Genomic DNA, 14,282 nt, shown 5'->3' on the forward strand with positions numbered 1-14,282 from the left:
ATAATCTGAAGCTTTTTGTTTATTTTGTTAAATCGAGACCGCCAAAATTTCCGGAACTCATCATTAAATAAACACCATCCGTTTTATCCAATGTATTCCAATAGGCATGAAGATCTTCAGCGTTTGTAAAAACCTTCAAATTTTCATTCTTGAATTTTTCTTTGATAAATTCTGGTGATATAGGTTCCATTCTTTTGATCTTCAAAGCATCTTCCGAATAGAAAACGATGGCTTCATTCAGACCGTCCATTGCATGGTCATATTGCTCAAGAAAGGCCGGATTTAAGCTGGAATACGTGTGCAGCTCCAGAAATCCATATTTCTTATCATTTTTAAATTGCTCTGTGAACGCCTTTACAGCAGCCTTCACTTTGCTTGGTGCATGAGCAAAATCTTTATAAAGCGTTCCTTTATCTTCTCTTTCCACTTTTTCAAGACGTTTGGATGCCCCTTTGAAGCTCATGATAGCCTCATAAAAGTCTTCGTCCATAATGCCAAGCTGTCGGCAGATATGTCTAGCTCCTTCCATATTCAATAGGTTGTGGGCTCCAAAAACAGAAAGGGGAACATCTCCCATTTCAGTTTTTAAATACACTTTACCATTACTGATTTCGTATTCAGGAGTTTTGTAAGGGATTTTTCTGAAATAGTTCTCTGCATTTTCCACTACTTTCACTACTTCCGGATCTTCTTCATTGTATACCAGAACTCCTCCCGCTGTAATACTTGCCACAAACTTTCTGAACTGATCAATATAATCATCAAATGTTTTGAAAACATTGATATGATCCCATGCAATACCACTCATTAAAGCAATATTCGGCTGATACAGTAAAAATTTAGAACGAAGATCAATAGGAGAAGAAAGGTATTCATCACCTTCCAAAACCATAAAGTCATTATCCTGAGTCAGTTTTACCATACAGTCGAAACCTTCAAGCTGAGCCCCAACCATGAAATCCACATCTTTCTGGTGGAAATTCAAAACATGTAGGATCATTGAAGTAATAGTTGTTTTGCCATGTGATCCGGCAATCACAACTCTTGTTTTATTTTTAGACTGCTCGTATAAGAATTCAGGATAAGAATATATTTTCAGACCCAATTCTTTTGCTTTTGCCAATTCAGGATTATCCTGGTGTGCATGCATCCCAAGAATAACAGCATCAATATCCGGAGTGATTTTTTCCGGGAACCAGCCCATTTCCTGAGGCAGAATTCCTTTCTTTTCCAGACGGGATTTTGAAGGCTCAAAAATAGCGTCATCAGAACCTGTCACCTGATATCCTTTGTCTTTTAATGCAATCGCGAGATTATGCATGGCGCTTCCGCCAATAGCAATGAAGTGGGTTTTCAATTGTATTTACTGTTTTTTAACATTAGTATTAATGATCTGCTGGAAAGCTTCAAGAATATTTTTCCAGTTGGTCTGATAATTTGAAATAATCATGCTGGCATCCGATTTACTCCCTTCATTAGGACCTTTCTTGACATTAATGGATGTTGAAACGTTGTCGTAGATCTTTTTACGGTCTTCCTGTATTCTTCTGAAATTGTTCTGAGAAAGAACCTGATCCAGTTTCTTCAAATCCTCATCAGAGATCTTAAAATCCTGCTTGTATTTCTTGCCCTGCCCTTCAAAAGAGTAGTGTACATTATTTCCTTTTATAAGAAGATTTTCATATACCGGAGCATAGCCTCCACTTTTCGAATAGCTGATATCAAAATCCGAATATACTTTTTGGCTGTTGCATGAAACTAATACTATGATTGCGAATAAGATTCCAAGTATTTTGTTCATAATTTTTAATTTACTTTAATTATTTGAGTCCTTTTGTTCTAATTTTTTAGCTTTAAGTTCTTCATCATAACTGTGTAATAGGTTGAAATCTTCTGTCTGCTCAATGGCAGTCATGATTTTCAATAAAATTTCCGGTGCTTTTTCATTATCATAATCAATATCCAAAGGAGCTTTGAATTCCATCGTAGGTTTTACACCGGTTACCTTTACGCGGAGTCCTTTTTTATCAAAAGCTCTTCTGAATCCGTTTATTTTGATCGGAATCACAATAGGACGCTGGTTCTTTACCAGTTTGGCCGTTCCTCTTCGTCCCTGTGCAAAAGCGGAAGTAGTTCCTTGAGGGAAAGTCGCTACCCAGCCATTGTCCAATGCTTTCATAATATTGTCTACCTCACTCATGTCTACCATTCTGTTGACATTTTTTCCTTCTGCTCTCCAGGTTCTTTTTACCGTTACAGCACCTGCAATTTTGAAGATTTTAGGAAGAATACCTTTATTCATGGTTTCTTCTGCTGCTACATAGTAAAAATCGATCTTTGGGTTCAAGAGGTAGATCGGGTTTTTTATTGTGTTTAGATATCCGTTATTTACAGCACAGAAAGCATGATACATTGCTGCCACATCTGCAAAATAGGTCTGATGGTTGGATACAAAAAGTACGTTAGAATCCGGAAGATCCACAAGGTGTTCTGTTCCGGTTATTTTTAACTTATTAAAGCCGTTGAATCTTCTGTATGATACAACTCCTAAAATAAAAATAATAAACCTTTTCAAAAAATAAGGTGTTCCGAATGCATCGGTGAAAATATTTTTCTTCGCCATCTCTCAATTAAACACGGTAGTGCAAAGTTACATTTTTTTCAGCAACTGGCTGAATTCACTTAATATCATCGCTGTAGCACCCCAGATAATGTATCCGTTGAAATTGATAACAGGAACTTCATGTCCGCTTGCATTAGGTAATGCCATGATTTCGGGGGTGTCTGACAGATTTAGAAAGGAAGTGATAGGAAATTCTATGGTTTCCACAGCTTCCGTTTGCTGAAGAACGAAGGCGGGATTCTTTTTAGTATAAGAAATATAGGGATACACATAAAAATTGCTCGGTGGAATATAAATAGGAGACATTTCTCTGATGATTCTTACATAATGTTTGTCTATTCCGATTTCTTCAGAAGTTTCCCGAACTGCGGTTTCTGCAAAATCTCTGTCCATCTCTTCGCGCTTTCCTCCAGGCAGGGAAATCTGCCCGCTGTGCCTGTCATGCTCATTAATGGTTCTTTGAATCAATGGAAAATACCACTCGTTGTCTTTCAGATATAAAACGATATTGACAGCCGCAAATTTGGGATTCTTTGCCAATACTTCATCATAAGTAAAAACGGGACGGTAGGGAGGTGAGAAAACCCCATGTGCATGCTCACCGGGAAGTTCTACACTTTTTATTTTTCGTAATAAATCTTTTCCAAAATTTTCCATACCTCAAATTTAACAATATATCTTGAAGAAATAAGAGCCTTAACATTAATTAACCTATGTGATATTAGGATGAAAAGATGTGGAGTTGTGGATTTTGTTTTGCCAATGAAAGGTGAATTATTGTTAACCTTAAAGATTTTAAAACCCGGAACTGTGAAGTTTTAATGCTTTTGATGAATCTGAAAAAATGAGTGAAAATAATGGTCAGAGAATGTTCAATATTCACCACTGAATGAGCTACTTATGACTTTTGAAAAGCCACCGTATTTTTCCGTAACTGAAAATAATGACTTCCGTACAACGGCAAATAGTGACCTTTACAACTAGAAACAGTGACTTTTGAAATTTACACTTTGATGGTGGTTTTTCATTTTGATACAGAGGCTACCTTTGCCTTACTATTAACCAATTAATTTTTACTAAGATGAAAAATTTACTTACAGGTGTACTTACACTATTCGCCATGAGTTTCGGATTTGCACAATTCAATATTGATGTAACTACCCAAACAGGAAACTTAAATGTTGCTACTGTGGATCAGACTGGTCTTTTGAACATCAACTCTTTGACACAGACAGGAAATCGTAATACTGCAGACATTGATCAGGTAGGTATTTTGAATGTTAATACTGCACAAAGTATCGGAAACAGAAACTCTATAGACGTAGATCAGGTGGGTATTGGAAACTCAAACGAAGTAATGCAGATGGGAAACAGAAACTCTGCTTCAACATGGCAACTTGGAGTTCTTAACTCTACAGAACAAACTCAAATAGGAAGAAGAAATGATGCTTCTTCGGTACAGGTAGGATTAGATAACTCTGTTGTTCAATATCAGGACGGAAGAAGAAATGACGCTTCAGCTATTCAGGTAGGTAGCGGTAACGAAGCATTTCAAGTTCAGTTAGGAAGAAGAAATGAAGCCAGCGGACTTCAGATAGGAGCCAATAATATCCTTGTTCAGTATCAGGATGGTAATGATAACAGTGCTACTCATGTACAGGCAGGAACAGGTAATATCGCAGCTTCAGTTCAGGTAGGAGATGATAATACTTCTGTGGGAGTACAGGCAGGTAATGCAAATCAACTTTATCAGTTCCAGTTAGGTGATTCCAATACAGCAATTGACCTTCAAATGGGTAACGGAAACTTTACCTGGGTAACTCAGACTGGTGACTCTCATATTCATGTAGGAACTCAGATGGGTAACGGAAACTCAATGATTGTGAATCAATCCAATTAAGCCCTATAACACATACTGTAAATCTTAGAAATTGTAAAGGAGAAACTACAGGGTTTCTCCTTTTTTACCTCCGGTTTTCTTTGTTTGTGACAGTATCTTTAACACGTAGAGGCCATGTTTACTTTAAGATGGAGTGTTTTTGCTCTTTTCATAATATTGCCATTGCAGGCACAGGAAATAGACTGGGATAAGATCAACAGCAATACAATCTTTAATCTTATAGCCAGGCAGCAGATTGATCAGACTTCATACGGTACCAATATCATTCAGATGGGTGATTATAACAATGCCGAGCTTTCTCTTAATGCCAGAACTAATATTGCCGTAAAACAACTGGGAGACTTTAATACGCTTTATTTTATCAATTCATTTACAGATAAAGAAACTAAAGCTGCCATTACCGCACAAGGAAACAATAATATTATTGATGTCACGGGAAGCAACAGTATTTCGGATGGAATTCAGATCAATGTAAAGGGAGACAATAAAACAGTTTTCATGAGAAACTATTAAAATACAAATGATGAAACTTTTATATTCCCTTAGCCTGAGCACATTTTTTAGCTTCCTGTCTGTATGGACTTATGGACAGGAAGATAAAAAAGTAAATGCAAGAATAGAGAGCAGCCTCCTTGAAAATCAGATTATACTGAAAGCAATTGTAATGAATAATACTACCGTTTATAAGGAGCTGAATTACCTTTTGGTTTCTATTAAAAAAGGAAACGGCGGGAATCTTTCAAACAATCAGCAGAGTGGCAAATTTTCTGTTAATCCCAATGAAGTCAAAATACTATCGGAGATCAGTGTCAATCTTGAATCTAAAGATGCCTTGAAAGCTTTTCTTTATATCAGGGATGAAGAAACCCAAAAACTGGTCGCCAAAGACAGTCTGGAGCTTAACAGTGATCTTTTTAAAAAGAAAACAGCAAAAGTAGAAGAGGATGCGGCTTATGAACTGAGAGGGCTTACTATTGATGAAACCAAAACCAAGGTTGGAAAAGATTTTTATGATCTGTTTTACATGCAATACAGCCAGCTTCCGGATAAAAGCAGCAGTGCCGTTACGATTACAGAACTTCCTCTTCGCGGAACAAGCGGCCAGATCAATATTCAGATTGAGGATAAAATTATTTACAGTTTTATGACCAATCCTGCGGAAGATTATTTAAAAGAACAGCTGGTCTACAGCTTAAAATATATCAAAGAATTTAATGCCAAGAAAAACCTTATAAAAAATGAATTTATCTACTAAAAATGTCCGCCATGAAAACCTTTATCATTATTTTGACCTTTATTGCGGGTATTTTCTACGGAAAATCTCAGCAGCTCGTCTACAAACCGGTGAATCCGGCTTTTGGAGGAGATACGTTTAATTATCAGTGGCTTTTAAGCTCTGCTAATGCACAAAATCAATTTGATGAAAAAAATGATTTCAGCGATCTGCTGGATCGTGTAAATTCTCTTGACAGCTTTACCCAGAGTCTCAACAGACAAATTCTCAGTGAACTTTCAAGAAAACTGTTTGATGAACAGTTTGGTGATGGAAATATAAAGCCGGGAAATTACCTTTTCGGATCGCTTTACTTACAGATTACCAATACTAATCAGGGACTTTTAATCAATATTTTGGATACCAGCAATGGCGATCAGTCCGAGATCGTAATTCCGAAATAGGAAATAACTAAAAATAAACTTACCATGACAACCTACACTTACACCAGAATCTTTTTCTGTAGTTTCCTGCTATGCATTCTGCAGGCTTGTAGTTCAATATTTGGTTTACCTTCGGATCCCGAAAAACCAACAATGGGTGAGGTTACTTCCTCTACCGCAGAATTGAAAAATCTTCCCCTTCCCAAAGAAAAAATTGTAATAGGGGTCTACAAATTCCGAGACCAGACCGGCCAGTACAAACCTTCCGAAAACGGAAACAACTGGAGTACGGCAGTCCCTCAGGGAACTACTACCATTCTTATCAAGGCATTAGAAGACAGCCATTGGTTTATCCCTATTGAAAGGGAAAACATTGCCAATCTTCTCAATGAAAGACAAATCATCCGTTCCACAAGACAGGAATATATAAAGGATGCAGATAAAAACAGTCAGGCACTTCCTCCTCTTTTATATGCCGGAATTCTTCTTGAAGGCGGCGTAATCTCCTATGACAGCAATATTCTCACCGGAGGACTTGGAGCAAGGTATTTCGGAATCGGTGCTTCCACACAATATCGCCAGGATAGAATTACTATTTACCTTCGTGCTGTCTCTACCCTTAATGGAGAAATTCTTAAAACAGTTTATACCTCTAAAACCATTCTTTCAACCAGCGTAAACGGAAGTTTTTTCAGATATATTGATACAGAAAGACTTCTGGAAGCTGAGGTTGGACTTACCCAAAATGAACCCGTTCAGCTTGCTGTAACCGAGGCTATTGAAAAAGCGGTAAAATCTCTTATTGTAGAAGGAATAAGAGATAAAATATGGGGAAAAGCAGTAGATTCCAATGGAGGATACCAGACTTTAATCAATGAATATAACAGAGAACAGGAGCAAAATGACGGAAGAGCAGTGGGCGGCAAATATCCGGAGAACTACAGACAGAAAGTTTCCATATTTGCTAATGTTGAAGGGCAGAAAGTGAAAGATGATTATGTAGGTCCTAAAATGAACGTTGGAGGCAAAATAGGATTCAAATATTTTCTTACTCCCTACCTGAATTTAGAACTGAATGCCAGTTATTTTACGCTGGAAAATTCAAATATTGTAAAAAGAAACTATTTCGGTCCCGAAGTGAATCTTGAATATGTGCTTTTTCCTAAATACAGATTCAGTCCATACGTTTATGGTGGAGCAGGGGCTATGTACTCGAAATACAAACCTCAATATAAAGCACAATTCGGGGGAGGTCTGGAATATATGATCAGTCGGAATGTTTCACTGAGGGCCTCAGCTCAATACGATCTGGGCTTCAAAGATGACTGGGAAGGCCTTGTCAACGGAAAAAGAAAAGATCAGGCTTTACGCTTCGGTATAGGAATCAACTTTTACTTCGGAAACAAATAAAAACACGAATTATGAAAACTTTAATTAAAATACTCAGCATATTCATCTTAGCTTTTTGTCTGTTTTCATGCAATGAAGACCTTGTAGAACAGGCTCAAACAGGAACATTAAAAGGAAAAGTCGTAAAAAGAGGCAGTAATGTGCCGCTTTCCAATGTGAAGATCTTTACCAATCCTACAACACAGACGGTTTTCAGTGGTACAGACGGTTCTTTTGAAATAGCAGGCATGCCGGTAGGAAATTATTCTGTAAAAGCAGAGCTTTCAGGATATATTACCAGCTTTCAGTCTGTCAATATACAAAATCAAAATCAAGTGGTAACGGCAGTTTTTGAAATGGATGATGATACATCATTGAATTCTCCTCCCGCCACGCCACAGTTGCTAAGTCCGATAGATAACGCAGTAAATCAACCTTTGAGCGTCGAATTAACCTGGAGCGCAACAGATCCGGATACAGCGGATGTTTTAAAATACAGTTTGGCAATTAAAAATAATCTTGACACTAATGTGATTCAGGTTAATGATTTGACAGCTAACCATTATACGCTTTCAAATCTGAAGTTTGGTGTAAGTTACTTCTGGCAGGTGTCTGTTTCGGACGGCATTCACCAGCCAGTTTTAAGCTCTATCAGTAAATTTACCACCAATACGGTACCGGCCAACAGGTATCATTATACTCAAAAGCAGAATGGAAACTTTGTAATTATCTCCAGTGATGATCAGGGAAATAACTTCCAGTTTACCAGTTCTTCCTATAATAGCTGGCGACCACGTAAGAACAATAATGCAGGCCTCATTGCTTTCCTTCGTACAGAAGGCGGAAGTACCCATATTTATACAGCCAATCCTGACGGTTCCAATCCTTTTAAAGTAACTACTGTTGCTGTAGCAGGTTTTAATAATTATGAAATGGATTTTGCCTGGAGTACAAACGGTAAGGAGCTTATTTATTCTAACTTTAATAAATTATACAGGATCAATAAAGACGGCAGCGGTCTGAGTCTGGTATATACTACTCCTGACGGAAGTATGATATCCGAATGCGACTGGAGCTATGATGGTAGTAAAATAGCATTGAAAACTAATGACTATAACGGTTATAACACCAAAGTTTATGTTATAGACATGACAGGAAGCGTCCTTAAAACTGTTTTGTCCGGTTCTCCGGGAGCCAGTGGCGGGCTGAATTTCTCCGTAGACGGGCAGCTTCTTCTCTTTACCCGTGATGTCTCAGGATATCTGGACGGTAGCGGAAACTACCGACAGCTGGATTCACATATTTTCATTTACAATCTTGTCACAGATGTCATAAGTGATATTTCCGCCGAAAGCGAAAAAGTGATGGGAACCAATGATCTTGACCCAAGATTCTCACCAAATAATGCACAGATCATTTTTATGAACACCTCCAATGATAATATTTCGCAAAGAAATGTAATGGTCATTGATCTCAACAGTAGTTTGACGGATCTTACCCGAACAGCGCTTTTCAGCAACGGGGAGATGCCGGATTATGAATAAGGTTCAAGGTTTAATGTTTTTAAGTTCAAAGCTTAATCTTGTTTAGCCACTTTTCATTATTTAATGACTGGCTTTGAAGACAAGTAGGCTAATGATATTAAATGTCCAGGGTTTTAAAGTTTAGTTTAAAGTTCCAAGTTGTGAGTCAGGGATTAGAAATTTGGGTTGTTTGCAGATAAACAATAAAGTCAAAGTTATATAAGCTTTTTCATAGCTCAATTTCTGATCTCTATGTCTCACTTCTGATGATCTTGCAATGAATAAGGATTAATAATAAGTTGCGCCTGATTTTAACAACAAGAACAAATTCAGGCATAAAAAAATTCCAGACTATAAAGTTTGGAATTTTTTGAGTTTTTCATGGGAGAATTTCAGTCGATAATATGATTCTCAATAGCATATTTTACAATTCCGACTGAGTTTTTCGCATTGAGTTTCAAAAGAATTCTTTTTCGGTGTGTTTCTACCGTATTGATACTGATAAAGAGTTTTTCAGAGATATCTTTACTGCTGCATCCGTCGCAGATCAGTTTAAGGATTTCCATTTCACGGCGGGTGAGTGGTTCTTTGATGTGCGGGCTTTGTTTTCCCTGTTCGCTGCTGATGAAATTCATCATTCTTTCCTTTGCATGATCACAGATATAGATTTCATTAAGGAGTAAAACATTAATGGATTTCAGGAACTCATCATATGTACAGTTTTTGTCCAGATATCCTTTTATGCCTTTGTTGAAGAGTTTTCGCATATCTATCACGTCATAAGAGCTTCCTATGACGATGATTTTGGTGTTTTTATGTTGAGAAATAATACTTTCTACCAACTTGCAGATTTCTGTAAGCATAAGCATGTTGGAACTCATGACAAGCATTTCTGATGGTTCTTCTTTTAAGTGTTTGGAGAGGGTTTCTAAAGAATTACAAATGTCAATGGTACTAAAAATTTTGCTTTGTGTAAGCAGTCTTGATAATCCCTCTGTATACAGCATGGGTTCATCAAAAATGGTCAATCTTGGTTTCATCATGGTCTGTTTTGTTTATATAAAAATAGTAAAAAAACTTTACATTTTGAATAAAATTGGCATATATTTTAAAATTATTATATTTTTATTGATGGTAAAACATTATTTTTATTGATTTTTTATTAAATAATTCTCTTTAAGTGGAGTTTTTTAGAGTTATTACTGTTAAAACATAATGTTCATCGTTGTTTTCGGAATTTAATTTCAGATGTGGTACTATTTAACTAACGTGGTAGGGATATGCTTTACCGGAAAATTAACCGAGTTGGCAATGAAGCAATATTCGTTTGCTTTATGATGAAGCTGTTCTGCTTTTTCAACCATTGATTCTTCAGCAACTGTTACTTTAGGATGCAAGGTTACTTCCGTAAAATGGCCGCTTCCGCTGCTTGTTTCTTCCATTATACCAGTAGCTTCATCAGTGTATTCTGTTACAATAATACCGGCTTCAGAGCAAAAGTGCAGATACCAAAGCATATGACAGGAGGAAAGAGAAGATAAAAGCATTTCTTCCGGATTATGTTTTGTTCTGTCACCACGAAATGCCGGATCCGATGAACCTTCTATAACAACTTTGTTTTCTGCTGAAATCCTGTGGCTTCTTTCATAGTCTCTATATCCGCTGGTGCCTGTTCCCTGGTTTCCTGTCCATTGGATGTTGATTTTGTAATGGTGGTTTTTCATAGATAAAAGATAAAAGATAAAAGATAAAAGATAAAAGATAAAAGATAAAAGATAAAAGATAAAAGATAAAAGATTTTGTTGTTAAAATTCAATTGGGGTTGGCTTTAGCCAAAATATATAATGAGAAAAGATAATAAAAAAACCTTCAGTACAACTGAAGGTTTTAAATTTTTTAATTAGAGAATTCTATTAATTCTTCTTTTTTGGCATTGTAGATTTTGTATTCTAAATATTTAAAAGAATCTCTTGGAACGATGGTTACCCATTTTTTGTATTTGATAAACCATTTCATTTGGATACTTTTAATGCCTTTGGTAAGGTAGGCTTCCACAAACGGGTGTACATGCAGGTAGATTTTTCCTTTTTCTTTCTGCAGGATGTTTCTTAAGGTTTCACCCATTCTTTCCACGATAACAATAGGAGCTACAATTTCTCCGTCTTTGTTCGGGTTTTCTTCTTTGGTATCGATCTGTTTTTCCGGACGGTTTCTTTGTCTGGTAATCTGGATCAGTCCAAATTTACTTGGAGGGAGGATTTTGTGGCGTGCTTTGTCGCGTTTCATTTCCTCTTTCAGATGCTCGTAGAGATCTCTTCTGTGATCAGAATTCGGCATGTCTATGAAATCTATAACGATGATCCCTCCCATATCGCGGAGGCGAAGTTGTCTTGCGATTTCAGTAGCAGCCATTTTGTTCACTTTCAGTGCATGTTCTTTATTGACAGCAGTTCCGGTGGTAATATTGTTACCGGAGTTGACGTCAACGACGTGAAGTGCTTCTGTGTGTTCAATAACAAGATAGGCGCCTTTGGAACTTGGAATGTTAACGTGCTTTCCGAAGCTCTGTTTAAGCTGTTTTTCAACATTGTAATATTCCAGAAGAGGAATATGGGAATCATAAAACTGGACAATATTTTTCTTTTCAGGAGCAATTACTTCCACGTAATTTTTCATTTCGTTTACCATTTGCTCATCATCGCAGATGATATTGACGAAATCCTGATTAAAATTGTCTCTTAAAATAGCTGAAGCTTTGTCTTCTTCGCTTAAAACTTTGGACGGAACTTTATTTCTCTGGATATTTTTAAAAGTGCTTTCCCATTTCTGAACCAGTTGGTTCATATCATTGTGAAGATCCGCTACTTTTTTTCCTTCGGCTACTGTTCTGATGATAACTCCGAAACCTTCAGGTTTAATGCTGTCGATAAGAGTTCTCAGTCTTTCCTTTTCTTCAAAGCTTCGGATCTTTTTAGAAATAGAAACTTTATTGTCGAAAGGGATCAGAACCAGAAAACGTCCTGTCAGAGAGATTTGGGTAGAAATTCTTGGGCCTTTTGTAGAAATGGGCTCTTTAGTGATTTGCAGCAGAACGATATCATCCTTGGCGATCACTTTATCTACCGTTCCGTTTTTGTCTATTTCGGGTTGTATCTCGAAATTCTTTAAGCTTGAAGTGCTTTGTTTTTTAGAAATAGTATCTTTTAAAAACTTTCTGTATGTAAGATACTGAGGTCCCAGATCCTGATAATGCAGAAATGCATCCTTGTCATATCCGATATTTACGAATGCTGCATTCAGATTGGGTGCTAGTTTTTTTACTTTTCCTATAAACAGATCTCCAACTATAAAATCGCTTTTGTCCTCTTGCTCATGAAGTTCACATAGTCTTCCGTCTTCCAGTAATGCAATCTTTGTAAGATCATCTTCATGCGAAACTATTAGTTCTTTCTTCATTTTTTATTAAGATAAAATTGTTAAGATTATAGGAAGTGGATGTTTTTCTCGATTAATTCATCTATTAAATATAATGATTTTGAATGAAAACCATTATATGTTTGTTAAAATAATATTTGAAACCCTCCGTTTTTCCGAGGAATCTTATAGTTGCAAACAAAAATATAGTCAGTGAACTTTAGAAACTAAAAACCACCAACTATATTATTATATTGTAAATCTCGAGAAGAGGAGATTATTTTTTCTTATGTCTGTTTGCTCTTCTTCTTTTCTTTCTTTTGTGAGTCGCAACCTTGTGTCTTTTTCTTTTCTTTCCGCTTGGCATAATTTTAATTTTTTAGTAACTAGTTAATATTCAGTTAATGTTCTTATTTTACTGCAACTTTAGTTTTTACTTTCTCAACAAAAGATTTTGAAGGTTTGAAAGCAGGAATGTTATGAGCAGGAATCTCAATTGCAGTGTTTTTAGAAATATTTCTTCCTGTTTTAGCAGCTCTTGTTTTAATGATAAAAGATCCAAAACCTCTTAGATAAACGTTATCCCCATTATACATAGAAGTTCTGATCTCCTGCATAAAAGCTTCTACAACTTTCTGTGTTTCATTCTTTTCTGTTCCCAACTTATTTGAGATGGTGTTTACCAATTCTGCCTTTGTCATTTCCTTATTTTAATTTTAAATTTTAGGTGTGCAAATTTAGTTAAAAAAATTGAATACTAGCAAATTAGTGGCAAAATATTTTTATTCAAACTGTTGAGCTTTTAATGTATATACTATATTAAGGCAGGGTAGCAATAATTTAACAATAAAATAATCTAGCGGTATAAAGGTACAAAAAAAATAATGAACAAAATTTAATAAATGCCGATAGCGATAGCTTCTGCAGGGTTTTTCTTACTTTATATGGTGTATTTGTAAACCCTCCTCAATCTCTATCAGTAATCAGGAATTTTAAATTTTAAATCTGAAATCAGAATTTTTATAAACTGGAATTGTAATATCCGTTTTCTACGCAGAAACGTATAAGGTGAAGCTTGGTTTTCAGTCCCAGCTTTTCTGTAAGCCGGTTGATATAAGTGTCAATAGTTCTTGTACTCAGGTTAAGTTTTTCTGCAATTTCTTTATTGCTGAATCCCTCATAGCAGAATCTCATCAGCTGTATTTCAGCTGGAGAAAGCTCTTCCTGGCCTTTTTTCTGCCTGTCCATATATTCCTGTACCGCAAGTGGCTGCTGCTCCCATTCTTTGGAATATGCCTGATAGTCAAAGTCTTCAGAAGCAATGCTTCCCTTGATAATATCTTTTATAATTGTGCTTTTTTTCTGACAGTAATAGATATTAGGAATTTTTGAAAGAATTTCAGCCATATCTTCCTGATAAGTGCCGGAATAGGTAATGATAGGTGTTTCAGAGTTGTTTTTCCGGATATATTTGATTGCTTCAATTCCGCTTAAAACGGGCATAAATAACTCAATGATGAACACATCTTCCTGCCTCCTGTAGATTCTGTTTACCAGCTCGTGTCCATTGTTACAGTCATTCAGAAGCATATAGAAAGGATTCTCCATGAGTGTTTTGATCATTATTTTTTTAAAATAAAAATCACTGTCAGCAATAGAAAAACGTACGGTATTAGATAATATTTTACTCATTCTTAATATCGATTTGGCGAATGATATTTGAAATTTAGAGGTCTAATTTATGAAAAACTTATCAAAGTGAAAATTAATATTAATT

Annotated in this window: 15 protein-coding genes; 6 read left to right on the plus strand and 9 right to left on the minus strand. The window is 36.1% G+C overall.

Annotated features, from left to right (window positions below; genetic code table 11):
- Nucleotides 1-19 precede the first annotated feature (19 nt).
- The 4 genes from FW780_RS19675 to FW780_RS19690 are packed head-to-tail and all read right to left on the minus strand — an operon-like array spanning nt 20 to nt 3,280.
- A complete protein-coding gene (locus tag FW780_RS19675; protein ID WP_149835319.1) occupies nt 20-1,357 on the minus strand; it encodes a UDP-N-acetylmuramate--L-alanine ligase in 1,338 nt (445 codons plus the stop codon).
- 6 nt (nt 1,358-1,363) lie between these two features.
- On the minus strand, nt 1,364-1,801 hold the full coding sequence (locus FW780_RS19680; RefSeq protein WP_149835320.1) for a hypothetical protein: 438 nt from the start codon (nt 1,799-1,801) through the stop codon (nt 1,364-1,366).
- Nucleotides 1,802-1,816: 15 nt separating this feature from the next.
- The gene (locus FW780_RS19685; protein WP_047373745.1) at nt 1,817-2,623 is read right to left on the minus strand and encodes a lysophospholipid acyltransferase family protein; all 807 of its coding nucleotides are present in this window, start codon (nt 2,621-2,623) and stop codon (nt 1,817-1,819) included.
- A 27-nt stretch (nt 2,624-2,650) separates the two neighbouring features.
- Complete coding sequence (locus FW780_RS19690) at nt 2,651-3,280, minus strand: NUDIX hydrolase (RefSeq protein ID WP_149835321.1); 630 nt, start codon at nt 3,278-3,280, stop codon at nt 2,651-2,653.
- A gap of 424 nt (nt 3,281-3,704) precedes the next feature.
- Here FW780_RS19690 and FW780_RS19695 point away from each other — a divergent pair, with 424 nt between their 5' ends.
- The 6 genes from FW780_RS19695 to FW780_RS19720 all read left to right on the plus strand — a co-directional run bounded on the left by FW780_RS19695 (nt 3,705) and on the right by FW780_RS19720 (nt 9,112).
- On the plus strand, nt 3,705-4,523 hold the full coding sequence (locus FW780_RS19695) for a hypothetical protein (RefSeq protein ID WP_149835322.1): 819 nt from the start codon (nt 3,705-3,707) through the stop codon (nt 4,521-4,523).
- A gap of 114 nt (nt 4,524-4,637) precedes the next feature.
- A complete protein-coding gene (locus tag FW780_RS19700) occupies nt 4,638-5,036 on the plus strand; it encodes a hypothetical protein (protein WP_149835323.1) in 399 nt (132 codons plus the stop codon).
- 7 nt (nt 5,037-5,043) lie between these two features.
- Nucleotides 5,044-5,778 carry a curli production assembly/transport protein CsgE gene (locus FW780_RS19705; protein WP_228460185.1) on the plus strand — a complete coding sequence of 245 codons (735 nt, stop codon included), beginning with the start codon at nt 5,044-5,046 and terminating at the stop codon, nt 5,776-5,778.
- A gap of 11 nt (nt 5,779-5,789) precedes the next feature.
- Nucleotides 5,790-6,200, plus strand: a complete 411-nt coding sequence (locus FW780_RS19710) for a curli production assembly/transport component CsgF (protein WP_077414270.1) — start codon at nt 5,790-5,792, stop codon at nt 6,198-6,200.
- A 24-nt stretch (nt 6,201-6,224) separates the two neighbouring features.
- On the plus strand, nt 6,225-7,589 hold the full coding sequence (locus FW780_RS19715; protein WP_149835324.1) for a CsgG/HfaB family protein: 1,365 nt from the start codon (nt 6,225-6,227) through the stop codon (nt 7,587-7,589).
- An 11-nt stretch (nt 7,590-7,600) separates the two neighbouring features.
- On the plus strand, nt 7,601-9,112 hold the full coding sequence (locus FW780_RS19720; protein WP_149835325.1) for a carboxypeptidase-like regulatory domain-containing protein: 1,512 nt from the start codon (nt 7,601-7,603) through the stop codon (nt 9,110-9,112).
- 371 nt (nt 9,113-9,483) lie between these two features.
- Here the strand turns inward: FW780_RS19720 and FW780_RS19725 are convergent, their stop codons facing one another.
- From FW780_RS19725 to FW780_RS19745, 5 genes are all read right to left on the minus strand, one after another.
- Nucleotides 9,484-10,134, minus strand: coding sequence for a response regulator transcription factor (locus FW780_RS19725; protein ID WP_241676950.1), 651 nt, complete (start codon nt 10,132-10,134; stop codon nt 9,484-9,486).
- 213 nt (nt 10,135-10,347) lie between these two features.
- Nucleotides 10,348-10,815: an OsmC family protein gene (locus FW780_RS19730; RefSeq protein WP_149835326.1), complete on the minus strand. Its 468-nt coding sequence runs from the start codon at nt 10,813-10,815 to the stop codon at nt 10,348-10,350.
- Between the two features lie 172 nt (nt 10,816-10,987).
- A complete protein-coding gene (locus FW780_RS19735) occupies nt 10,988-12,547 on the minus strand; it encodes an Rne/Rng family ribonuclease (protein ID WP_149835327.1) in 1,560 nt (519 codons plus the stop codon).
- Between the two features lie 368 nt (nt 12,548-12,915).
- Nucleotides 12,916-13,206 carry an HU family DNA-binding protein gene (locus tag FW780_RS19740; protein WP_002984212.1) on the minus strand — a complete coding sequence of 97 codons (291 nt, stop codon included), beginning with the start codon at nt 13,204-13,206 and terminating at the stop codon, nt 12,916-12,918.
- Between the two features lie 319 nt (nt 13,207-13,525).
- Nucleotides 13,526-14,197, minus strand: coding sequence for a response regulator transcription factor (locus FW780_RS19745; RefSeq protein WP_149835328.1), 672 nt, complete (start codon nt 14,195-14,197; stop codon nt 13,526-13,528).
- Nucleotides 14,198-14,282 lie beyond the last annotated feature (85 nt).

Source organism: Chryseobacterium sediminis (genome assembly GCF_008386505.1).
GTDB lineage: Bacteria > Bacteroidota > Bacteroidia > Flavobacteriales > Weeksellaceae > Chryseobacterium > Chryseobacterium sediminis.